Origin of the sequence: Streptomyces coelicoflavus (genome assembly GCF_045041415.1) — a bacterium.
GTDB lineage: Bacteria > Actinomycetota > Actinomycetes > Streptomycetales > Streptomycetaceae > Streptomyces > Streptomyces coelicoflavus.
The window spans coordinates 3,566,559-3,586,604 of sequence record NZ_CP108218.1 but is presented as its reverse complement, the minus strand read 5'-3'; the positions used below and the strand labels follow the sequence as shown (position 1 = coordinate 3,586,604).

24 protein-coding genes and 1 pseudogene are annotated in these 20,046 nt (G+C 72.0%); 15 read left to right on the top strand and 10 right to left on the bottom strand.

The window, feature by feature from the left end; translation table 11 throughout:
- Position 1: 1 nt before the first annotated feature.
- On the bottom strand, positions 2 to 514 hold the full coding sequence (locus OHA99_RS15910; protein WP_381500224.1) for a PAS domain-containing protein: 513 nt from the start codon (positions 512 to 514) through the stop codon (positions 2 to 4).
- A gap of 150 nt (positions 515 to 664) precedes the next feature.
- On the opposite strand from OHA99_RS15910, the gene OHA99_RS15905 reads away from it, so the two are divergent.
- Positions 665 to 1,432 (top strand): cobalt-precorrin-6A reductase, encoded by a 768-nt coding sequence (locus OHA99_RS15905; RefSeq protein WP_153178538.1) that lies wholly within the window; start codon positions 665 to 667, stop codon positions 1,430 to 1,432.
- Positions 1,433 to 2,263: 831 nt separating this feature from the next.
- Here the strand turns inward: OHA99_RS15905 and OHA99_RS15900 are convergent.
- Positions 2,264 to 2,926 (bottom strand): precorrin-8X methylmutase, encoded by a 663-nt coding sequence (locus OHA99_RS15900; RefSeq protein ID WP_153178537.1) that lies wholly within the window; start codon positions 2,924 to 2,926, stop codon positions 2,264 to 2,266.
- Between the two features lie 147 nt (positions 2,927 to 3,073).
- Between OHA99_RS15900 and OHA99_RS15895 the strand changes: the two genes are divergently transcribed.
- Positions 3,074 to 3,484, top strand: coding sequence for a four-helix bundle copper-binding protein (locus tag OHA99_RS15895; RefSeq protein ID WP_153178536.1), 411 nt, complete (start codon positions 3,074 to 3,076; stop codon positions 3,482 to 3,484).
- Between the two features lie 30 nt (positions 3,485 to 3,514).
- On the opposite strand, the gene OHA99_RS15890 is transcribed toward OHA99_RS15895, so the two are convergent.
- The 3 genes from OHA99_RS15890 to OHA99_RS15880 all read right to left on the bottom strand — a co-directional run bounded on the left by OHA99_RS15890 (position 3,515) and on the right by OHA99_RS15880 (position 5,660).
- Entirely contained in the window at positions 3,515 to 3,991 is a 477-nt protein-coding gene (locus tag OHA99_RS15890; RefSeq protein ID WP_153178535.1) for a DUF4396 domain-containing protein, read from the bottom strand.
- A gap of 114 nt (positions 3,992 to 4,105) precedes the next feature.
- Positions 4,106 to 5,002 carry a phosphorothioated DNA-binding restriction endonuclease gene (locus OHA99_RS15885; RefSeq protein ID WP_153178534.1) on the bottom strand — a complete coding sequence of 299 codons (897 nt, stop codon included), beginning with the start codon at positions 5,000 to 5,002 and terminating at the stop codon, positions 4,106 to 4,108.
- Between the two features lie 76 nt (positions 5,003 to 5,078).
- On the bottom strand, positions 5,079 to 5,660 hold the full coding sequence (locus tag OHA99_RS15880; RefSeq protein ID WP_153178533.1) for a TetR-like C-terminal domain-containing protein: 582 nt from the start codon (positions 5,658 to 5,660) through the stop codon (positions 5,079 to 5,081).
- A gap of 209 nt (positions 5,661 to 5,869) precedes the next feature.
- Here OHA99_RS15880 and OHA99_RS15875 point away from each other — a divergent pair, with 209 nt between their 5' ends.
- On the top strand, positions 5,870 to 6,664 hold the full coding sequence (locus OHA99_RS15875; RefSeq protein WP_366473057.1) for an ABC transporter ATP-binding protein: 795 nt from the start codon (positions 5,870 to 5,872) through the stop codon (positions 6,662 to 6,664).
- A gap of 5 nt (positions 6,665 to 6,669) precedes the next feature.
- On the top strand, positions 6,670 to 8,019 hold the full coding sequence (locus OHA99_RS15870) for an FtsX-like permease family protein (protein WP_405696264.1): 1,350 nt from the start codon (positions 6,670 to 6,672) through the stop codon (positions 8,017 to 8,019).
- Between the two features lie 253 nt (positions 8,020 to 8,272).
- Here the strand turns inward: OHA99_RS15870 and OHA99_RS15865 are convergent, their stop codons facing one another.
- Positions 8,273 to 8,410 carry a hypothetical protein gene (locus OHA99_RS15865; RefSeq protein ID WP_366473059.1) on the bottom strand — a complete coding sequence of 46 codons (138 nt, stop codon included), beginning with the start codon at positions 8,408 to 8,410 and terminating at the stop codon, positions 8,273 to 8,275.
- Entirely contained in the window at positions 8,407 to 8,829 is a 423-nt protein-coding gene (locus tag OHA99_RS15860) for an arsenate reductase ArsC (protein ID WP_405696262.1), read from the bottom strand. The genes OHA99_RS15865 and OHA99_RS15860 overlap by 4 nt, the downstream gene beginning before the upstream one ends.
- Positions 8,830 to 8,924: 95 nt before the next feature.
- Here OHA99_RS15860 and OHA99_RS15855 point away from each other — a divergent pair, with 95 nt between their 5' ends.
- The 3 genes and pseudogenes from OHA99_RS15855 to OHA99_RS15845 all read left to right on the top strand — a co-directional run.
- Entirely contained in the window at positions 8,925 to 9,233 is a 309-nt protein-coding gene (locus OHA99_RS15855) for a helix-turn-helix transcriptional regulator (RefSeq protein WP_153178529.1), read from the top strand.
- The gene (gene arsB, locus OHA99_RS15850) at positions 9,230 to 10,339 is read left to right on the top strand and encodes an ACR3 family arsenite efflux transporter (RefSeq protein WP_153178528.1); all 1,110 of its coding nucleotides are present in this window, start codon (positions 9,230 to 9,232) and stop codon (positions 10,337 to 10,339) included. The genes OHA99_RS15855 and arsB overlap by 4 nt, the downstream gene beginning before the upstream one ends.
- Positions 10,336 to 10,507: pseudogene (locus OHA99_RS15845) on the top strand (NAD(P)-binding protein); the annotation flags it as partial. The gene arsB and the pseudogene OHA99_RS15845, both read left to right, overlap by 4 nt.
- A gap of 205 nt (positions 10,508 to 10,712) precedes the next feature.
- Here the strand turns inward: OHA99_RS15845 and OHA99_RS15840 are convergent.
- Positions 10,713 to 11,090, bottom strand: coding sequence for a helix-turn-helix transcriptional regulator (locus OHA99_RS15840; RefSeq protein WP_153178527.1), 378 nt, complete (start codon positions 11,088 to 11,090; stop codon positions 10,713 to 10,715).
- A gap of 84 nt (positions 11,091 to 11,174) precedes the next feature.
- Here OHA99_RS15840 and OHA99_RS15835 point away from each other — a divergent pair, with 84 nt between their 5' ends.
- From OHA99_RS15835 to OHA99_RS15820, 4 genes are all read left to right on the top strand, one after another.
- Positions 11,175 to 11,342, top strand: coding sequence for a hypothetical protein (locus OHA99_RS15835; RefSeq protein ID WP_228126142.1), 168 nt, complete (start codon positions 11,175 to 11,177; stop codon positions 11,340 to 11,342).
- A 29-nt stretch (positions 11,343 to 11,371) separates the two neighbouring features.
- Entirely contained in the window at positions 11,372 to 12,772 is a 1,401-nt protein-coding gene (locus OHA99_RS15830) for an NAD(P)-binding domain-containing protein (RefSeq protein WP_405696259.1), read from the top strand.
- Between the two features lie 184 nt (positions 12,773 to 12,956).
- Positions 12,957 to 13,292 carry a helix-turn-helix transcriptional regulator gene (locus tag OHA99_RS15825; RefSeq protein ID WP_087789957.1) on the top strand — a complete coding sequence of 112 codons (336 nt, stop codon included), beginning with the start codon at positions 12,957 to 12,959 and terminating at the stop codon, positions 13,290 to 13,292.
- Between the two features lie 2 nt (positions 13,293 to 13,294).
- Complete coding sequence (locus OHA99_RS15820) at positions 13,295 to 14,044, top strand: cation transporter (RefSeq protein ID WP_405696257.1); 750 nt, start codon at positions 13,295 to 13,297, stop codon at positions 14,042 to 14,044.
- A 58-nt stretch (positions 14,045 to 14,102) separates the two neighbouring features.
- Here the strand turns inward: OHA99_RS15820 and OHA99_RS15815 are convergent, their stop codons facing one another.
- Positions 14,103 to 14,540 (bottom strand): hypothetical protein, encoded by a 438-nt coding sequence (locus tag OHA99_RS15815; protein WP_003974483.1) that lies wholly within the window; start codon positions 14,538 to 14,540, stop codon positions 14,103 to 14,105.
- Between the two features lie 518 nt (positions 14,541 to 15,058).
- On the opposite strand from OHA99_RS15815, the gene hemL reads away from it, so the two are divergent.
- From hemL to OHA99_RS15800, 3 genes are all read left to right on the top strand, one after another.
- The gene (hemL, locus tag OHA99_RS15810; RefSeq protein WP_405696255.1) at positions 15,059 to 16,375 is read left to right on the top strand and encodes a glutamate-1-semialdehyde 2,1-aminomutase; all 1,317 of its coding nucleotides are present in this window, start codon (positions 15,059 to 15,061) and stop codon (positions 16,373 to 16,375) included.
- Entirely contained in the window at positions 16,372 to 17,070 is a 699-nt protein-coding gene (locus OHA99_RS15805) for a histidine phosphatase family protein (protein ID WP_007387546.1), read from the top strand. The genes hemL and OHA99_RS15805 overlap by 4 nt, the downstream gene beginning before the upstream one ends.
- A 323-nt stretch (positions 17,071 to 17,393) precedes the next feature.
- Positions 17,394 to 18,662 carry a hypothetical protein gene (locus OHA99_RS15800; RefSeq protein WP_153178524.1) on the top strand — a complete coding sequence of 423 codons (1,269 nt, stop codon included), beginning with the start codon at positions 17,394 to 17,396 and terminating at the stop codon, positions 18,660 to 18,662.
- Between the two features lie 114 nt (positions 18,663 to 18,776).
- Here the strand turns inward: OHA99_RS15800 and OHA99_RS15795 are convergent, their stop codons facing one another.
- Entirely contained in the window at positions 18,777 to 19,205 is a 429-nt protein-coding gene (locus OHA99_RS15795; RefSeq protein ID WP_153178523.1) for a hypothetical protein, read from the bottom strand.
- A 205-nt stretch (positions 19,206 to 19,410) separates the two neighbouring features.
- Between OHA99_RS15795 and OHA99_RS15790 the strand changes: the two genes are divergently transcribed.
- The gene (locus tag OHA99_RS15790) at positions 19,411 to 20,046 is read left to right on the top strand and encodes a TlpA disulfide reductase family protein (RefSeq protein WP_153181815.1); all 636 of its coding nucleotides are present in this window, start codon (positions 19,411 to 19,413) and stop codon (positions 20,044 to 20,046) included.

Genomic DNA, 20,046 nt, shown 5'->3' with positions numbered 1-20,046 from the left:
CTCACCGCTCCCCGGTGTCCGGCACGTCGAAGGCGTCCATCAGGTCCGCCGCGTCCGGTGCCGACCCCGCGTCGAGCCGCTGCTCGGACCAGATCGTCTTGTCGTGGCGGCTGTGCCGGACACCCCAGTGCGAGCTGAGCCGCATCACGATGAACAGCCCCCGGCCGCCCTCGTCGCTCTCCCGCGCGCGGCGCAGGTGGGGGCTGGCGCTGCTGGCGTCCGTGACCTCGGTCAGCAGCCGCACCCGGTCGCTGCAGACCAGGCGGCCCCGCAACGGCTCGGCGGTCGCCAGTACCTCGTCGATCAGGCGCTGGAGTTCGCCCGCCTCGAAGCCGGGCGCGAGCTCCTCGACGCGCCGGCCGACGACGTCCTCGGCGGACAGGCCCCGGACTCCCCGTCCGGCCGGGTTGTAGCGGGCGATCCGCTGCTCGGAGCCGAAGACGAACAGCCCCTGGGGCGAGTTGGCGAACAGCGCGTTGAGCACCGCGGTGTCGCCGATGGGACCGCCGGTCACCACTCGCTCCCTTCGCGGCCCGGTCTTCCCCCTCACCTTCTCGCATCGGCTCCGCGCGGCAACTCGGCCGACGGGTGTGCTTGAGTCTGGGGCGGCGGGCAGAGAGCGACGGGACGACCGCGGACACCGCGTGAAGGGAGGGTGCGCGTCGTGCACGTGCTGATCCTCGGCGGGACCACGGAGGCCCGCCGCCTCGCCGAACTGCTGGCGGCCGGCCCGCTTCCGGTCCCGCGTGTGACGACCTCCCTGGCGGGGCGGGTGTCCGCCCCCAGGACACCGCCCGGTGAGGTGCGCGTCGGCGGCTTCGGCGGCGCCGGAGGACTCGCCGCCTGGCTCCGCGAGCACGCGGTGGACCTCCTCGTCGACGCCACGCACCCCTTCGCCGGCATCATCACCGGCAACGCGGCCCACGCCGCCGCCACCGCCGGGGTCCCCCTCCTCGTGCTGCGCCGCCCCGGCTGGCGGCGGGCCGAGGGGGACCTCTGGCACGACGCCGGTTCGCTGGCGGAAGCCGCCGCGTTGCTGCCCGCCCTGGCCGCCCGGCGGGTCTTCCTGACCACCGGCCGCATGGGCCTGGCCGCCTTCGCCCCGCTGACCGACCCGTGGTTCCTGGTCCGGTCCGTCGACGCGCCCGGCGAACCGGCCCCGCCCCGCATGGAGGTACTGCTGGACCGCGGCCCCTTCACCCTCGCCGGGGAGCGCGAGCTGCTGCGCCGGCACCGGATCGACGTCCTGGTCACCAAGGACAGCGGGGGAGCGGCCACCGCCCCGAAACTGACGGCCGCACGGGAGGCGGGGCTGCCCGTGATCGTGGTGCGCAGGCCGCCGGTGCCGGGGGGAGTGCCGGTCGTGACCGAGCCCGAAGCGGCGGCGCGGTGGATCGCGGAGACACCGGCGGGGGGCCGGCCGCACGGCTAGACCACGCCTGGGCGCGTGGTCCGGCCGCTCGGGCCTGGGCGCACGGGCCGTTCGCTCACGTTGGGGCGCACGGTCCGGTCGCTCACCCGGGGGCACATGGCCCGTCCCCCTCACGTCCCTGCCGTGGTGCCGCTGCTCACGCTTGGGCGCGTGGTGTGGCTGCTCGCGGTCCCTGCCGGGGTGCCGCTTCTCGCGTCCGAGCGGGCGGTTCGGCTGCTCACGTTCCAGCCGTGGTCCCGCCGCTCACGCCTGGGCGCGTGGTGTGGCTGCTCGCGGTCCCTGCCGGGGTGCCGCTTCTCGCGTCCGAGCGCGCGGTCCGGCTGCTCACGTTCCAGCCGTGGTGCCGCTGCTCACGCCCGGGCGCGCGGTGTGGCTGCTCGCGGTCCCTGCCGGGGTGCCGCTTCTCGCGTCCGAGCGGGCGGTTCGGCTGCTCACGTCCCTGCCGTGGTGCCGCTGCTCACGCTTGGGCGCGTGGTGTGGCTGCTCGCGGTCCCTGCCGGGGTGCCGCTTCTCGCGTCCGAGCGGGCGGTTCGGCTGCTCACGTCCCTGCCGTGGTGCCGCTGCTCACGCTTGGGCGCGTGGTGTGGCTGCTCGCGGTGCCTGCCGGGGTGCCGCTTCTCGCGTCCGAGCGGGCGGTTCGGCTGCTCACGTCCCTGCCGTGGTGCCGCTGCTCACGCTTGGGCGCGTGGTGTGGCTGCTCGCGGTGCCTGCCGGGGTGCCGCTTCTCGCGTCCGAGCGCGCGGTTCGGCTGCTCACGTTCCAGCCGTGGTGCCGCCGCTCACGTCCAGGTGCACGGTCCGGCCGCTCACGTACGGACCGCGGTCCCGTCGCTCACTCCTCCTCGCTGGCGAGCGCGTTGATCGCGGCGGCGGCCATGGCGCTGCCCCCGCGACGTCCGCGCACGACGAGGTGCTCCACGCCCGAGGGGTGGGCGGCCAGCGCGTCCTTGGACTCGGCGGCACCGACGAAGCCGACGGGGACACCGATGACGGCGGCCGGGCGGGGCGCTCCCGCGTCGATCATCTCCAGGAGCCGGAAGAGCGCGGTGGGCGCGTTGCCCACGGCGACGACGGCGCCCTCCATCCGGTCGCGCCACAGCTCCAGCGCGGCGGCGCTGCGCGTGGTGCCGAGCCTGGCCGCCAGCTCGGGGACGGCCGGGTCGGACAGGGTGCACAGGACGTCGTTGTCCGCGGGCAGCCGCTTGCGCGTCACGCCGCTGGCCACCATCCGCACGTCGCACAGGACGGGCGCACCGGCCCGCAGGGCCTCGCGGGCGCGGGAGACGACGCCGGGCGTCCAGGACAGGTCCCGGACGAGGTCGACCATCCCGCAGGCGTGGATCATCCGGACCGCGACCCGGCCGACGTCCGCGGGCAGTCCGGAGAGGTCGGCCTCCGCGCGGATGGTCGCGAAGGACTGGCGGTAGATGGCCGCGCCGTCCTTCTCGTAGTCGTACTCGTACTGGTACTCGTTCTCTGAGTCGTACGGGGTCACGGTGCTCTTCTCGCTGCTCTCGGTCGGCGGACGGCCACGGCGGGGAGCTTACCGACAGGACTCCGGCGGCGGTTTGTGGTGTGCCGCACGGTGAAACCCGGCAGGCACGACCCCGACGTACGCGAGAACGGAAGGGAAGCGGCCACCATGCCCACCACCGTCAACGACCTGCTCCGTACCTACCCGGCCGACCTGGGCGGCGTGGACCGGGACGCCATGGCCCGGTGCATCGAGGAGTGCCTCAGGTGTGCCCAGGCGTGCACCGCGTGCGCCGACGCCTGTCTGTCGGAGCCCACGGTCGCCGATCTGACCAAGTGCATCCGTACCGACATGGACTGCGCCGACGTCTGCACCGCCACGGCCGCGGTCCTGTCCCGGCACACGGGCTACGACGCCAACGTCACCCGGGCCGTGCTCCAGGCCTGCGCGACCGTCTGCGCGGCGTGCGGCGACGAGTGTGCCCGGCACGCCGACATGCACGAGCACTGCCGGGTCTGCGCCGAGGCGTGCCGCAGCTGCGAGCAGGCGTGCGGCGAACTGCTCGCCGGCCTGGGCTGAAGCCGGCGAGCAGCAGCATGCCGCGGACGCTCAGTGGTAGGCGTGGGCGACGGCGTGGCCCTTGCCGCGGCCGATCATCCACTTGTTGACCGGCGTGGTGATCAGGAACGCCACGACGAAGCCGCCGAGCAGCGCGTACCAGAACAGCCCGTCGGACAGGTGCGCGTCCAGCGCGCCCGGTACGAGGGCGACGATGCCGTTGTCGACCAGTTCCATCACGGCGATGGAGACGGTGTCGGCCGCCAGGGCCACCTTGAGCGCGGCCCTCATGGACACCCCGGCGCGCACCACGGCGAACAGCGTGAAGGAGTAGCCGAAGACGAAGGCCAGGGCGATGGCCAGCACCATGGTCGGCGCGTTGCCCCACATCAGCGCGGTGCCGACGACCATGCCGAGGATCTCGCCGACGGCACACCCGGTGAGGCAGTGCAGCGTCGCCCGCATCGCGATCGTCCAGGTGGCGCCGTGTCCGTGCGCGGTACCGGAGGGGTGCGTGCCGTGGTCCATGCGGTGATTATACCCCCCAGGGGTACCGGTCGGGGGTGTTCCGGCGCGACGTCACCACGCTTCCGGCAGAGAGAACGCCGCCCGGCCCTCGGGGCGGGGAACGACGCTCCGGGCTCAGGCGGCCGCGGGGGCAGGGCGCGGTTCGCCGTGGAAGACCTGCCGGGCGTGCCAGCCGCGGTGAGCCGCGGCAACAGGGCTCGAGCCGGGCTGCGGGCCGATGAGCGGGCGGCCCGCGAGGGCAGTGACGTGCTCGCGGGCGGCAGGGCTGTGGCCGACGAAGCGCTGTGAGACCAGGATGCGCTGGTCGTCTCCCACGCCGAGGACGCCCTTGTCGAAGAGCTTGTGGTGCAGCGCGCACAGGCACAGCCCGTTCTCGATCCCGTCGGGTCCGCCGAACGCCCACCAGCGCACGTGGGCGGCCTCCAGCCCGACGGGTACCGCGCCGATCCGGCCGTCGTATCCGCAGAAGGCGCACCGGTACTCGTAGGCGGTCAGTACCTGCTCCCGCATCCGGGGGTCCCGCCGCCTGCGTACCGCCGAGTGCCGTTCGGCCTGCGCCGGCTCCAGCCCCAGACCGACGGCTTCGCAGAGTTCTCCATGCAGGGAGGGCGGGAAGTGCAGGTCGAGCAGCAGGCGTGTGATGCTGCCGAGCAGGTCCGGTTCGCGTCGCAGGGCCGCCTTCAGGTCCGGCGCGAGCTGCCCGGTGGCGCCCGTCTCACGGAGGTCCCGGACCCCGCTGCCGGGGCTGCCCGGCCCGCGCTCGGTGCGGACTTCCCACACCCCGTCGCTGACCAGGTGGTGGAAGGGGTAGGCCGGTGTCGTCCTGTTCGGTGGGCCGTACTCGATCAGCAGGCGCTGCAGGTCCTGTTCCACCGCGGTGTAGTGCAGGCCGCCGTCGGCATCGTCCTGGAACCGGCCGAGGGCGTACAGGAGCAGCAGCGGCTTGTGCGGAGCGCGGGTGCCGTTCCGGGTCCACTGCCTCAGCTTCGCGATCCGCTCCAGCCAGTCCATGGCGGCCGATCGTAGTCCGAACGGGGGGAGAACCGGGCCGACTTCGGACCCACCGTCCCGCTACCGCACTCCCGTCTCACGCCACGGGGCCCATGCCCGCGAAGACCGCTTCGAGGATGCGATCGATGTAGGCGGGGCTGATCGGCTCCTGGGTGACCAGGAGCCTGAAGTACAGGGGGCCCGACAGGATTTCCATCGCCAGGTCCAGGTCGAAGTCCGGAGCGATCTGCCCCTGGTCCCGGGCGGCCCGCAGGCGGGCCAGGGTGTTGGCCGTCTGGGGCTCGATGAAGCGCTGGTTGAGTGCGGCGGCGACCTTCGGATCGTGCTGTGCCTCGCCGATGAGGTCCCGGTACAGGGGACCCCACGGAGGGCGGCCGAGCAGGTCGGCGGCCTTGGTCATCACCGTGCGCAGGTCGGCGACGACGTCCCCGGTGTCGGGGTGGTCCAGGCCGCCCGTGTTCAGGCTGAGGACCGAATCCAGAAACAGCAGCCCCCGGGACGGCCAGCGTCGGTAGACGGTGTGCTTGCCGACGCCGGAACGGGCCGCGACCGCTTCGATGCTGAGCTTGGCGAAGCCGTTCTCCTGGGCCAGTTCCAGGGTGCTGCGCATGATCGCGTCGGTCCGGTCGGCGGCGCGGGAGGCACGGCGGTCTGTCATGCCGGCCACCGTACCAGCACGGCACGTGCCGTGTTGACAGCAGGCCGACCGGCCTTCATGCTGACCGTGCCTCGAGAACGGCACGGTCCGTGTCGTGTCGTGCAGGGGCGGCGACGGGAAGACGCCCGCTCGCGGCCCCGGCCAGGCACTCCGGTCCGCCCGGCGCAGCTGCCGGGCGGGCCCTTCTACGACGACGCGAAGGACTCCGCATGCTGCTGGAAGAACCGGCCGCCGGAACCCCCGGCTCCGATCAGGCGCTGCGCCTCGAATCGGTCACGAAGCACTACGTGTCACCGGGTGGATCGGTGACCGCCCTCGACGATGTGTCCCTCGCCCTGGACAGGGGGTCGTTCACCGCCGTCATGGGCCCGTCGGGCTCGGGCAAGAGCACGCTGCTGCAGTGCGCGGCCGGGCTGGACAGCCCCTCCTCCGGCCGGGTGTTCGTGGACGGCGTGGAGATGAGCGGCGGCACCGAGGCCCAGCTCACCAAGTTCCGCCGGGGGCGGATCGGCTTCGTGTTCCAGCACTTCAACCTGGTGCCCACGCTCACGGTGCTGCAGAACACGACGCTGCCGCTGCGGTTGGCGGGCAGGCGGGTCGATCGCGCCCGGGCCGTCGCGACGCTGGACCGCGTCGGGCTCGGGGAGCGGCTCGATCATCTGCCCTCGCAGCTGTCGGGAGGCCAGCAGCAGCGGGTGGCGATCGCCCGGGCGCTGGTCACCCGGCCGCGCGTGGTGTTCGCCGACGAACCCACCGGCGCGCTGGACACCCGCAGTGCGCGAGAGGTGCTGGCGCTTCTGCAGGAGGCCGTGCGCATCGACGGGCGGACCCTGGTGATGGTGACGCACGACCCGGTGGCCGCGGCCCATGCCGACCAGGTGCTGTTCCTGGCCGACGGCGGTCTCGTCGGCCGGCTGGCCGAGCCGACCGCCGCGGTGGTGGCCGACACGATGACCCGGCTCACCGAGCAGGTCGCCGGGCGCCGCGTCGGCGAAGGGGTGTGAGGGCGTTGTTCTGGTTGGCTCGCGCCTCGCTGCGCCGCCGCGCCGGGTCCTTCGCGGGCACCTTCCTGGTGCTGCTGTTCGGCGCGACGATGGTGATGTCGTTCGCGTCGATGCTGGACACCGGTCGCGGGGCCGGTGTCGACGCGACCAGTTCCGAAACGCTGACGACCATGGGAAGCGTCGTCGGAGGCTGGGGCATGTGCCTCGTCGTGTTCGCGGTGGTCTCCACACTGGGCCTGTCGGTGCGTCAGCGTGCGGCGGAGACGGCCCTGCTCAAGAGCGCCGGCGCCACCCCGGCGCAGATCGTGCGGATGGTCGTGGGTGAGGCGGCGCTGGTCTCGGTCGCCGCCGTCGTGGTCGCGGTGGCCCCGGCGTACCTGCTGGGCCGCGTGCTGCTCGACCTGCTGGTGGACACCGGCCAGGTCGCCGACGGCGTCGCCTTCGCGTTCGGGGCGGTCGCGCTGTCGATCGGGTGCGCGGTCACCGTACTGTCGGCGGTACTCGCCGCGCTGTGGACGTCCCGGCAGGCCACGGGAGTCAGCGTGGCCGAGTCGCTTGCGGACGCCGGCCCCGGCCGTATGGGATGGAAGCGCATCGCCCCGGCGACCGTACTGCTGGCCGGTGGCGGCTACCTCGGCGTGCTGACCGTCACCGCGTTCGCCGACAAGGGCCCGGACGCCATGCCCGTCGCGGGCCAGGCGTCCATCCTCACCTCCATCGGGCTGGCCGTCCTCGCCCCCGGCGTCGTACGCGTCGCGACCGCCGTGGCGGGGCGCCTGCTGCGCGGCCGCGGTGTGGCGGGATACCTGACGGTGCAGTACCTGCGTCGGCGCACCGGCCAGGCCGCCGCCGCGCTGTCGCCGATCATCCTGTTCACCGGGATCGGCACGGGCATCCTCTACCTGCAGCTCATCGAGAACCGGGCCGTCGCCGCGTCCGGCTACCTGCGCACCAACGAGCAGCAGAACATCCAGACGCTCAACCTGGTCGTCATCGGCATGATCGTCGTGTTCGCGTGCATCATGCTGATCAACACCCTGGTGGCCTCGACCGTCTCCCGGCGCAAGGAGTTCGGCCAGTTGCGGCTCGCGGGTGCGACACCCGGCCAGGTGATGCAGGCGATCCGCACCGAGTCCGCGCTCGTGGTGGTGACCGGCACCGTCCTGGGCGCGGTGGCCGGCTCGGTCACCGTGATCCCGTACAGCGTCGCCCGCGCCGACCGCTGGCTGCCCGACGTCCCGCTCTGGCTCCTGCTCGCCCTCGTCGCCGTCGCGGCGGCAGCGACCCTGGGCGCCGCACTGGGCACCGCGCGCCGGATGCTCCGCACCCCGGCGGTCAACGCGGTGGCACCCTGACCGCAGGCGAACCGTACGGCAGCGACCCGGCCCGCCGCGCCGGGTCGCCGCCGACGACGCCCGTGGCCCTGCCGGACCTGGCTCGGGGCCACACAGGCAGGACGGCTGATGCCCCGCCTCGTGCAGCCGGTGGCTGAGTGCTGCCACTCGTGCGGCGACGGGCGGCACTTGTACGAGAACCGGTAGTCGAATCGTCAGGCCGACCGTCCGGGCGGCCCGGTGCATGAGTCGGCCGTCCCGAGAGGCCAGGCGTTCAGGCCGGAAAGGCGATCAACGCAGCCTCGGAGCTCCCGTCGTGAAGTGCGGTGAGACGGCGCTCCGCGTTCAGCGCGGCCGGCGCCCGCTCGCAGCGGCGGCGCCCGATCAGGACGACCTCGCGCATCCCGCTCACGCCACCGCCTCCGGCTTCTCCGGGGCGATCTCGGCGATCAGACCCTCGACCAGGGTCCTGATCTCGTCGCGGATCGGGCGCACGGCCTCGACGCCCTGGCCGGCCGGGTCGTCGAGCTTCCAGTCGAGGTACCGCTTGCCGGGGAAGACCGGGCAGGTGTCGCCGCAGCCCATGGTGACGCAGACGTCCGACTCGCGGACCGCGTCGACGGTGAGGATCTTCGGCATCTCCTCGGAGATGTCGATGCCGACCTCGGCCATGGCCTCGACGGCCGCCGGGTTGACCCGGTCGCCGGGGGAGGAGCCGGCGGAGCGGACCTCGACGCGGTCGCCGGCCAGGTGGGCCAGCCAGGCGGCGGCCATCTGGGAGCGGCCGGCGTTGTGGACGCAGACGAACAGGACGGACGGCTTGTCGGCCATGGTGATCGTTCTCTCTCGTCGCGCGGTGGAACCCGGCCACCGATGACTTCAGCCCCCACTGATATCAGCAAGTGGTGATGTGAGAGTATCAGCGCATGCTGACTTCAGTCGACCCTGATGTGATCCGGGCGCTCGGTGATCCGCTGCGTCTGAGGATCGTGACCCTCCTGGCGCGCGAGACGCTCTGCACCACGCACCTGGTCGAGGAGACCGGAGCCAAGCAGACCAACCTCTCCAACCACATGAAGGTGCTGCGCGAGGCCGGGATCGTGGAGACCGAGCCCTGCGGCCGCTACACCTACTACCGGCTCAAGTCCGAGGTTCTGGCCGGCCTGTCCGAGCAGTTCGCCGGACTCGCCGCCGCCGCCCGCACCGCCGCCGAGAACAAGAGGGCCTGCCCGTGACCTCCACCGAGCCCACCACCTCGGCGCAGACCGGGGCCGGGGACGACTCGATCGTCAGGAAGCTCTCCACCCTCGACCGCTACCTCGCGGTGTGGATCCTCATCGCCATGGCCGTCGGCCTGGGGCTCGGGCGAGTGATCCCCGGACTGAACGACGCGCTGGCGAAGGTGGAGGTCGGCGGGATCTCCCTGCCGATCGCACTGGGCCTGTTGATCATGATGTATCCGGTCCTGGCCAAGGTCCGCTACGACAAGCTGGACGCAGTCACCGGCGACCGCAGGCTGATGATCTCCTCCCTGGTCATCAACTGGGTCCTCGGACCCGCGGTCATGTTCGCCCTGGCGTGGATCTTCCTGCCGGACCTGCCCGAGTACCGCACGGGCCTGATCATCGTCGGCCTGGCCCGCTGCATCGCCATGGTCGTCATCTGGAACGACCTCGCCTGCGGCGACCGCGAGGCCGCCGCCGTCCTGGTCGCCCTCAACTCCGTTTTCCAGGTGGTCGCGTTCGGCCTGCTGGGCTGGTTCTACCTCGACCTGCTGCCCGGCTGGCTGGGTCTGGGCGACGGGGAGCACCTGGACATCTCGACGGGGGAGATCGCCTTCAACGTGGTCGTCTTCCTCGGCGTCCCGCTACTGGCCGGCTTCCTGACCCGCCGGATCGGCGAGAAGAGGATGGGCCGCGAGAGCTACGAGTCCCGCTTCCTGCCGAAGATCGGCCCCTGGGCGCTGTACGGGCTGCTGTTCACGATCGTCATCCTCTTCGCCCTGCAGGGCAGGACCATCACCTCCCAGCCCCTGGACGTCGCCCGGATCGCGCTGCCGCTGCTCGTCTACTTCGCGGTCATGTTCTTCGGCAGCTTCGTTCTCGGCAAGGGCCTCGGTCTGGCCTACGACCGGACCACGACGCTGGCGTTCACCGCGGCGGGCAACAACTTCGAGCTGGCCATCGCGGTCGCCATCGCCACCTTCGGCGTCACCTCGGGCCAGGCCCTGTCCGGCGTCGTCGGACCGCTCATCGAAGTCCCGGTGCTGATCGGCCTCGTCTACGTCGCGCTCGCCTGGCGCAGGAAGTTCGCCGCCGACGCGGTGACCACGGCCCCGTGACGCGGGACGTGGACGCGGTGGTGGCCGGCGGTGGCCAAGCAGGGCTCGCCGCCGGTTATCACCTGCGTCGTCTGGGTATCGACTTCACCGTCCTCGACGCCGGACCGGCGCAGGGCGGGGCCTGGCAGCACATGTGGGACTCGCTGCACCTGTTCTCCCCGGCCGACCACGGCGACCGGACCGGCCCCGCCTCCGCCACCCTGATCGGCGTGGGCCGCCCTGCCCGCGAGGCCGCCCACCGGATCGCGCGCCGACTGGACATCTGAACTCGCGCCCGGCCGTGCGGCTGCCCAGGACCGGCCGCCGGGCCCGCGGCCGCAGTCAACGGAACAGTGGTGAATCCGCCCCGCCACCAGGTCACCGCGGAGCCGGCTCATGGCACCGGTCGGCCGCGCAGGTCGAGCATGGCCGCCATGGCCGCCACCACGGACGGGGCGACCTGGTAGTAGACCCAGGTGCCGCGCCGCTCGGAGGTCAGCAGGCCGGCCTCGCGCAGCTTCTTGAGGTGGTGGGAGACGGTCGGCTGGGAGACGCCGACGTCGGCGATGTCGCACACGCACGCCTCGCCGCCCGGGTGGGAGGCGACCTTGGAGAACAGCCGCAGGCGCACCGGGTCCGAGAGCGCCTTGAACATGGCGGCCATCTTCTCCGCGTCCGCCCGGGACAGCTCCCCGGCGGTGATCGGCGGGCAGCACGGCACGACGTCACTGTCCGGCAGGACGGGAAGTTCCACGACCTCTGAATTCGACATGTGTCTATGTTGACGCTCGTCGATACGAGTGGCAAGCTCCGGGCTGTGGAGAGACATCGACGGATATCGAAGCAAGGAGTCGTCGTGACCACCCTTCGTGCCGTGCTCACCGCGGTCCGTGCCCGCCGCGCCGTCCGTCACCTGGCCGGCGTCAGCTTCTGCGACAACTGCGCCCAGGTCGGCGACAGCGCCTCCCGAGCGGCCGAACGCCGGCGGCACGCCCAGATGGCCGCCTTCACCCACGCGCGCTGACCCTTCACCCCCAGAGGAGACCGAGCATCATGAGCACCCAGCAGCTCCCCGTCATCGTCGTCGGTGCGGGCCCCGTCGGGCTCGCCGCAGCCACCCACCTCATCGAGCGCGGCATCGAGCCCCTCGTTCTGGAGGCGGGCGACGAGACCGGCGCGGCCGTGCGTGAGTGGAGCCACGTACGCCTGTTCTCCACCTGGGGCGAGGTCGTCGACCCGGCCGCCGAGAAGCTCCTGGCCTCCACCGGCTGGACCCGGCCCGACCCGGCGACGTATCCCTCCGGCGGAGAGTGGGCCGAGCGGTACCTGCGGCCGCTCGCGGACGCCCTCGGCGACAAGGTCCGCACCGGGGCCGCGGTCACCGGTGTCTCTCGCGCCGGCCGCGATCGGATCGTCGACGCCGACCGGGAGCAGCAGCCGTTCGTCGTGCACGTCGAGTACGCCGACGGCCGTGAGGAGCGTGTCCTCGCCCGCGCCGTGATCGATGCCTCCGGCACCTGGACCACGCCCTCTCCGGCCGGCGGCAGCGGCCTGCCCGCCCTCGGCGAGAGGGCGGCGGCCGACCGGATCACCTACCGAGTACCGGACCTGGACGACCCGGCCGTACGCGCCCGTTACGCGGGCAGGCGCACGGCCGTCATCGGTTCGGGTGCCTCCGCCTTCACCGCGCTCGCGTACCTGGCCGAGCTGGCGGAGTCCGCCGACGGTGCGGGGACGAGGGGCCTGTGGGTCCTGCGCCGGGGGATCTCCGCGTCCACCTTCGGTGGCGGCACCGCCGACCAGCTCCCCGCCCGCGGCGCCCTCGGCCTCGCCGCGAAGGCCGCGGTCGACAAGGGGCACGCGGACGCGGTGACCGGCTTCCGCACCGAGGCGTTCGAACGCGACGCCGACGGACGTCTGGTCCTCGTGGGCGAGGACGGCCGACGCCTGGAGCCGGTGGACGAGGCGATCGTGCTGACCGGCTTCCGCCCCGACCTGTCCTTCCTGGACGAGCTGCGCCTGAGCCTGGACGAACGCCTCCAGGCCCCGGTCGCCCTGGCCCCGCTGATCGACCCGAACCAGCACTCCTGCGGCACCGTCTACCCGCACGGTCACCGCGAGCTCTCCCACCCCGAGCAGGGCGTCTACCTGGTCGGCATGAAGTCCTACGGCCGCGCCCCCACCTTCCTGGCCATGACCGGCTACGAGCAGGTCCGCTCCGTCGCCGCCGCCATCGCCGGCGACCTCGACGCCGCCGACCGCGTCGAACTCACCCTTCCCGAGACCGGAGTCTGCGGCGGCGCGGGCCTGTTCGACACCCCCGACGCCCGGCCGGCCGACGGCGGCGGCTGCTGCGCCGCACCGGAACCGCAGCTCGTGCAGCTCGCCCCGCCCACGGCAGTGGGCGCCGCCGCCGAGGACGCTCCGGCGGCGGGCGGCTGCTGCGGCTCGTGACCGGCCTCAACACCCGCGACAGCGGGGCCGCGACCGGAACAGGGGACCGGTCGCGGCCCGCGCCGCCCCGCCTGCCCCCTGCCCGGCGCGGATCGTGAGCCGGCGCATCACCCGCGACTCTTGCCCGCGATCCCTCTCTCGATACACGGTTTCCTGAATTCAGGATGCCCTGTACCGTCATCGTGTGCTGACTGTTGCCCCCGAGATCGAGGTGCTGGTCCGGTTCGGCCGCGCGCTGGCCGACCCGATCCGCTGCCGCATCCTGCTCGCCCTGCGCGAGGCCCCCGCCTACCCGGCCGACCTCGCCGACGCGCTCGGCGTCTCCCGGACCCGGTTGTCGAACCACCTGGCGTGCCTGCGTGACTGCGGCCTGGTCGTCACGGTTCCCGACGGCCGCCGCACCCGCTACGAGTTGGCCGACGAACGACTCGGCCACGCGCTGGACGACCTGCGCACCGCGGTGGTGGCCGTGGAGAGCGACCGCACGTGCGCCGAAGCCGACGACAAGGGGTGCTGCTGACTGTGAGCGCTGAGATCCCCACAACCCGCGGCCCTTCTCCGGCCCGCCGAGAAGTGCTGGCGACGCGGATACGACTGCTGGTCGCCGCGACGATCACCTACAACGTCGTCGAGGCGGTCGTCGCCCTCACCGCCGGCACGGTCGCCTCGTCCACCGCACTGATCGGCTTCGGCCTGGACTCCGTCGTCGAGGTGTCCTCCGCGGCTGCGGTCGCCTGGCAGTTCCGCGCAGCCGATCACGCGGTGCGGGAGGCCCGGGAGAAGACGGCGCTGAGGATCATCGCGGTGTCGTTCTTCGCGCTCGCCGCGTACGTCACGGTCGACGCGGTCCGGGCGCTGACCGGAACCGGCGAGGCCGAGCGTTCCGTCCCCGGCATCGTGCTCGCCGCGCTCTCCCTCGCGATCATGCCGTTCCTGTCCGCCGCGCAGCGCAGGGCCGGGCGCGAGCTCGGATCCGCCTCGGCCGTGGCGGATTCCAAGCAGACGTTGTTGTGCACGTACCTCTCGGCGGTGTTGTTGGCAGGCCTCGTCCTCAACGCCACCCTCGGCTGGTCCTGGGCCGACCCGATCACCGCGCTGGCCATCGCCGGCATCGCGGTCAAGGAAGGGCGCGACGCCTGGCGCGGCAAGGGCTGCTGCGCCCCTGCCCCTCCGGTCGGCGCGGGGACCGTCGAGGTCGACGCCGAGGAGGACGCGTGCGGCTGCCGTCCGGGCTGCACCTGCCGCACGACGGGTGCGGAGGCCGGTCGGTGACCTCTCAGGGCGCCAGTCGGGCCGTGACCGACCCGGCCCGACCCCTACGGCGTTCCGTTCAGGGCCACACCAGGCAGTACGGCTGATGCCCCGCCTCGTGCAGCCGGTGGCTGAAGTCCTGCCACTCGTGCAGCAGCTGGTACACGTTGAACGCGTCCCGCGGGCCGCCCCGGTCCGGGACCGTCGACCAGATGAAGGCCGCCGCGCCGACCGCCTCCTCGCCGATGCCGCGCAGGGGGTCGACGACGGTCATCGGGAGCTTCACGACCGCGTAGTCGGGGTGCAGGACGACCAGTTCCAGCGGGGGCACCTTGTGCAGGGGGACGCCCTCGATGCCGGTGAGGACCATGGCGGCCATGGTCTCCGGCTTGATCTTGGTGAACATGCCGTTCATCCCGAGCTCGTCGCCGCCCAGTTCCTCGGGGCGCATCGAGATCGGGACGCGGGCCGCGGTCGCGCCGTCGGGCGCGCCGAAGTACTTGTAGGTCACCCCCACCCGACCACCATTCCTGCTCCCCGCCCCCAGCCGGTCGGCCCGTCCGTCGAGCCGGTCGGGCTCGCCCGGCGTGCCGTGTGTCTGACGTGCTTCGGACGCTTCCTCCGCCTCGCGTCGGTGCCTTCCCCGCCGGGCACGTCGAGGACCCAGGTCGTCGGTCCCCTCGCCCAGTCCGCCACCGCGATGCATATCTCCACCCGACTGCTTTTCTAGGACGCGTGGCCCCCGCCGCGCAACCCGATCATCGTGTCAGTGACCTCCCCCACGGCCGCTCGCCGAAACGTGCGGTGAAACATATGTACGTCATATGTCCGTCGTGCGTTCGCGGGACGGTCGTCGGCCGCGCCCGCGTCCTTTCGGTGAGCTGCGTGGATGGGTTCCAGTCTGGCAGACGGCACGGCGTTCGGGGCGGTTGTCTACCCTTGACCAAGTCACCCTGGGCAACCAGCGGCCGAGCGGGACCCGCGCAGGGTCCGATACGTCGGAGAAGGTCGAGAAGGTCGGAGAAGTCGCAGGTCATGAGCGAACTGGCATATCCATACGAAGCACCGGCCTCGCAGGCTCTGTTCGACCGCGCGGCGGCCGTCACGCCCGGCGGTGTGAACTCCCCGGTGCGTGCCTTCGGCGCCGTCGGCGGCACGCCCCGGTTCATGGTGTCCGGCTCCGGGCCGTACCTGACCGACGCCGACGGGCGCGAGTACGTCGACCTCGTCTGCTCCTGGGGGCCGATGATCCTCGGGCACGCGCACCCCGAGGTGATCGCCGCCGTGCAGGAGGCGGTCGCGCGCGGGACGTCCTTCGGCACGCCCGCCGAGGGCGAGGTCGCGCTCGCCGAGGCGATGGTCGAGCGCGTCGCGCCGCTGGAGGAGGTCCGGCTCGTGTCCAGCGGGACCGAGGCCACCATGTCCGCCATCCGGCTCGCCCGCGGGTTCACCCGGCGCACCAAGGTGATCAAGTTCGCCGGGTGCTACCACGGCCACGTCGACTCGCTGCTCGCCGCGGCCGGCTCCGGCGTCGCCACCTTCGCGCTGCCCGACACGCCCGGCGTCACCGGCGCCCAGGCGAGCGACACGATCGTGCTGCCGTACAACGACCTGGAGGCCGTGCACGCCGCCTTCGCCGCCCACCCCGGCGAGATCGCCTGCGTGATCACCGAGGCGTCGCCCGGCAACATGGGCGTCGTGCCGCCGCTGCCCGGGTTCAACCAGGGGCTCAAGGAAGCGTGTGCCGCGAACGGCGCGCTGTTCGTGTCCGACGAGGTCATGACCGGGTTCCGGACCAGCCGCGCCGGGTGGTACGGGGTGGAGGGGGTCGTGCCCGACCTCATGACCTTCGGGAAGGTGATGGGGGGTGGGTTCCCCGCCGCCGCGTTCGGCGGGCGCGCCGACGTCATGGCGCACCTCGCGCCGGCCGGGCCCGTCTACCAGGCCGGCACCCTCTCCGGGAACCCGGTCGCCACCGCCGCCGGGCTCGCCCAGCTGCGGCTCCTCGACGACGCCGCGTACGAGAAGGTCGACGCGGTGTCCGCGCAGATCCAGTCGCTCGTGACCGAGGCGCTCGGCAAGGAGGGCGTCGCACACACCCTGCAGACCGCCTCCAACATGTTCTCGGTGTTCTTCACCGACCGGCCGGTCCGCAACTACGAGGACGCCAAGGCGCAGGAGTCCTTCCGGTTCACCGCCTTCTTCCACTCCCTCCTCTCGAACGGCGTCTACCTGCCGCCGTCCTCCTTCGAGTCCTGGTTCGTGTCCGCCGCCCACGACGAGCGGGCCGTCCAGCGCATCGCCGACGCCCTCCCGGCGGCGGCCCGAGCCGCAGCGGAGGCCACGGCATGAGCAACGGCGACCAGGAACGCGACGAAGAGCTGACCGTCGTCCACGTCATGCGGCACGGCGAGGTCGAGAACCCCACCGGCGTCCTGTACGGGCGGCTGCCCGGCTACCACCTCTCCGAGCTGGGCCGGCGCATGGCCGAGCGGGTCGCCGAGCACCTCGCGCCCCGCGACGTGACGTACGTCGTGGCCTCCCCGCTGGAGCGGGCGCAGGAGACGGCGACGCCGATCGCCAAGACGCACGGGCTCGACCTCGGCACCGACGCCCGCCTCATCGAGGCCGACAACGTCTTCCAGGGCAAGACCTTCGGCATCGGCGACGGCGCACTGCGGCGGCCCGCCAACTGGAAGCACGTGGTCAACCCGTTCAAGCCGTCCTGGGGCGAGCCGTACGTCGACCAGGTGGTGCGGATGAAGGGCGCGATCGACGCCGCACGGGACCGGGCGCGCGGCCACGAGGCCGTGGTCGTCAGCCACCAGCTGCCGATCTGGATCCTGCGGTCCTACGTCGAGCGGCGCCGCCTGTGGCACGACCCGCGCAAGCGGCAGTGCACGCTGGCGTCCCTGACGACGTTCACCTACCGCGGCGACAAGATCGTCTCCGTCGGCTACACCGAGCCCGCACGCGACCTCGTCCCGGCCCACCTCCTCGCGGGGGCCAAGCCGGTGAAGGGGCAGGGGAAGGCGTACGGGGCCTGACGGTCACCCCGGCCACCGGCCACCGGCCATCGGCCACCGGCCATCGGCCACCGGCCATCGGCCACCGGCCATCGGCCATCGGCCATCGGCCATCGGCCATCGGCCATCGGCCATCGGCCATCGGCCATCGGCCATCGGCCATCGGCCATCGGCCATCGGCCACCGGCCACCGGCCATCGGCCATCGGCCACCGCCCCGGGGCCCTGCCCCCTTTCTGTGGGCCCGCTGTCCACTGTTACCCAACCCGCACAAATTTCCGGAACCCGCTCGTTCGTCGCGTCCTCTCACCTAGTGACCACAAGGACGCGACGAACGAGGTTGCGATGCGCACTACCAACCGCACTCTCACCCGCAGGGGGATGCTCGGACTCGGCGCGGGGGCCGCGGCGGCGGTCGGGCTCGCGGGCTGCGGCACCGGCTCCCACTCCTCGTCGGAGGGCTCGCACCAGGCCGGCGGCTCCGGCGACGCCGGGAAGCCGTCGCCCTCCGGCAGCGGCAAGGCCCCGGCGAAGCCCATCGGCGACGGCTCCACGTCGTACACCGGCAAGCAGCCGCACCAGCCGGACGCGCCCGTGCCGCTGGAACCGGGCCAGACGCCGCCGCAGTTCGTCGTCTTCTCCTGGGACGGGGCCGGTGAGGTCGGCAACGGGCTCTTCCCGCGCTTCCTGGACCTCGCCCAGGAGCACGGCGCGCACATGACGTTCTTCCTCTCGGGCCTGTATCTGCTGCCCGAGTCGAAGAAGCGCCTCTACGACCCGCCGAACAACCCGCGCGGCGCCTCCGACATCGGCTACCTCACCGACGAGCACATCAAGGCGACGCTCACCAACGTCCGCCGGGCGTGGCTCGACGGGCACGAGATCGGCACCCACTTCAACGGCCACTTCTGCGGGGGCGGCGGCAGCGTCGGCAACTGGACGTCCGCGCAGTGGCGCAGCGAGATCGACCAGGCGAAGTCCTTCGTCAAGGAGTGGCGGACCAACAGCGGCTGGACCGACCTGCCGTCCCTGCCCTTCGACTACGACAAGGAACTCGTCGGCGGCCGCACGCCCTGTCTGCTCGGCCAGGACAAACTGCTGCCCACCGCCCGCGAACTGGGCTGGCGCTACGACGCCTCCTCGCCCGGCGGCCGCCAGGTGTGGCCGGTGAAGAAGGACGGGATCTGGGACCTGCCGCTCCAGCAGATACCGTTCCCCGGGCACTCCTTCGAGGTCCTCTCGATGGACTACAACATCCTCGCCAACCAGTCGGTCAACTCGACCAAGGCCCCCGCCCACAACTACCCGGGCTGGCGCGAACAAGCCACGAACTCGTACATATCCGGCTTCAAGCGGGCGTACGAGACGAACCGGGCGCCCTTCTTCATAGGCAACCACTTCGAGGAGTGGAACGGCGGCATCTACATGGACGCCGTGGAGAACGTCCTCAAGCACATCGCCCGCGAGAAGGAGAAGGGCGAGGACATCCGGCTCGTCTCCTTCCGGCAGTTCACCGACTGGCTGGACGTGCAGAAGCCCGAGGTGCTCGCCAAGCTCCGTACCGTCGAGGTGGGACAGCGGCCGGCCGGCGGCTGGAAGGGGCTGGGCGCCTGACGTGGCGGTCCATGGCGGGGGTGACGGGTGCGTCGACGACACCGGCGTCGTCGCCCTCGGAACCGAGGGCGACGACGCCGGTCATTCAGGTCGTGTCACACTCTGGGCACGGTTCTAGGCGTGAACGGAGTGCTTCGCGGAGCACTTGTACCACGTGCCCTTGCCGACGCAGACCCACATCTTGTGCCATTCGCCTTCGGGCAGATTGCCGGTCTTGGTGACGCTGTACGGCGCGTTGTGGCCCCGCGTCGTGGCGACCCGGCCGGTGTCCAGGTTCGCGGCGATCCAGTAACCGTCCCCCCACGAGTCGGTCGCGGCGAGAGCGTCGCCGGGCTGGCTGCCCTCGGGGTCGGTGAACCAGTCCCCGTAGCCGGCCACATGGCCGTTGAGATGGACCACGAGCTCGAGGCCGTTGCTGTGGGAATCGCTGGTGAAGTACACGCTGGGCGCCGCGTTCGCCGTTCCGGAGCCGAAGCCCACCAGGGCACCTGCCAGCAGCGTTCCCGTGGAGAGCAGAACTCCCGTACCCTTGCCGATCCTCATGATCCCCTCGTTTCTTCTGGTGCGGCGAACGGTCGGTGGTCATGTGTTCGCCTGCGCCGAAGATCGTATCCGCCGGGCAGGTGTCGGGCTAGCTGATTTCGATCAGGTAGTTACGGAGATGCCCGACTGCGTCACCTGAAGTGTGGATTCTGCATTACGCGGGGGTGCTGGCAGGATGCCGGACCGCGCATGCGAAACTTTTCACATGAGTGCCGCCAGTCGCGCCCCCGCACGCTCGAAACGGTCCCGTCCCTCCCGGGTCCGCGCTGTCCTGGTCGCCGCCGTGTCCGTGGCGACGGTCATGTCGGCCGTGTCCGCCTGTACGTCCGGAGGGGCTTCCGGGGGAGGTGGCGACACCAACTTCATCATGGGGGAGGACGGCATCGCCACGGCCGCGAAGGGAGACCGGGCGGCCGCACCCGACCTCTCAGGCGCAACCGTGGACGGTGGGCAGGTCGACGTCGGCGATTACGAGGGCAAGGTGGTCGTCCTCAATGTGTGGGGGTCGTGGTGCGGGCCGTGCCGCCTCGAGGCCAAGAACTTCGAGAAGGTGTATCAGGACCTGAAGGATCAAGGTGTGCAGTTCGTCGGGATCAACACCCGCGACACCGACACGCGCCCAGCGCGAGCCTTCGAGCAGAAGTTCGGTGTCTCCTATCCGAGCCTGTACGACCCGACGGGCAAGCTGCTGCTCCGCTTCAGGAAGGGCACGCTGAATCCGCAGGCGATCCCTTCCACGCTCGTCCTCGACCGAGACGGGGGAATCGCCGCCCGTGCGCTCGCTCCGCTCAGCGAGGAGGAGCTCCGCAAGATGATCGCTCCGGTCCTCGCGGAGAAGTGA

Coding starts and splice junctions, on each gene's coding strand:
- OHA99_RS15895 (WP_153178536.1), top strand. CDS start 3,074: ATGCCCACCACCGTCAACGACCTGCTCCGTACCTACCCGGCCGACCTG.
- OHA99_RS15830 (WP_405696259.1), top strand. CDS start 11,372: ATGAGCACCCAGCAGCTCCCCGTCATCGTCGTCGGTGCGGGCCCCGTC.
- OHA99_RS15885 (WP_153178534.1), bottom strand. CDS start 5,002: ATGGACTGGCTGGAGCGGATCGCGAAGCTGAGGCAGTGGACCCGGAAC.
- OHA99_RS15795 (WP_153178523.1), bottom strand. CDS start 19,205: ATGAGGATCGGCAAGGGTACGGGAGTTCTGCTCTCCACGGGAACGCTG.
- OHA99_RS15800 (WP_153178524.1), top strand. CDS start 17,394: ATGCGCACTACCAACCGCACTCTCACCCGCAGGGGGATGCTCGGACTC.
- OHA99_RS15805 (WP_007387546.1), top strand. CDS start 16,372: ATGAGCAACGGCGACCAGGAACGCGACGAAGAGCTGACCGTCGTCCAC.
- OHA99_RS15790 (WP_153181815.1), top strand. CDS start 19,411: ATGAGTGCCGCCAGTCGCGCCCCCGCACGCTCGAAACGGTCCCGTCCC.
- OHA99_RS15860 (WP_405696262.1), bottom strand. CDS start 8,829: ATGGCCGACAAGCCGTCCGTCCTGTTCGTCTGCGTCCACAACGCCGGC.
- OHA99_RS15890 (WP_153178535.1), bottom strand. CDS start 3,991: ATGGACCACGGCACGCACCCCTCCGGTACCGCGCACGGACACGGCGCC.
- hemL (WP_405696255.1), top strand. CDS start 15,059: ATGAGCGAACTGGCATATCCATACGAAGCACCGGCCTCGCAGGCTCTG.
- OHA99_RS15840 (WP_153178527.1), bottom strand. CDS start 11,090: ATGTCGAATTCAGAGGTCGTGGAACTTCCCGTCCTGCCGGACAGTGAC.
- OHA99_RS15855 (WP_153178529.1), top strand. CDS start 8,925: ATGCTGACTTCAGTCGACCCTGATGTGATCCGGGCGCTCGGTGATCCG.
- OHA99_RS15875 (WP_366473057.1), top strand. CDS start 5,870: ATGCTGCTGGAAGAACCGGCCGCCGGAACCCCCGGCTCCGATCAGGCG.
- OHA99_RS15880 (WP_153178533.1), bottom strand. CDS start 5,660: ATGACAGACCGCCGTGCCTCCCGCGCCGCCGACCGGACCGACGCGATC.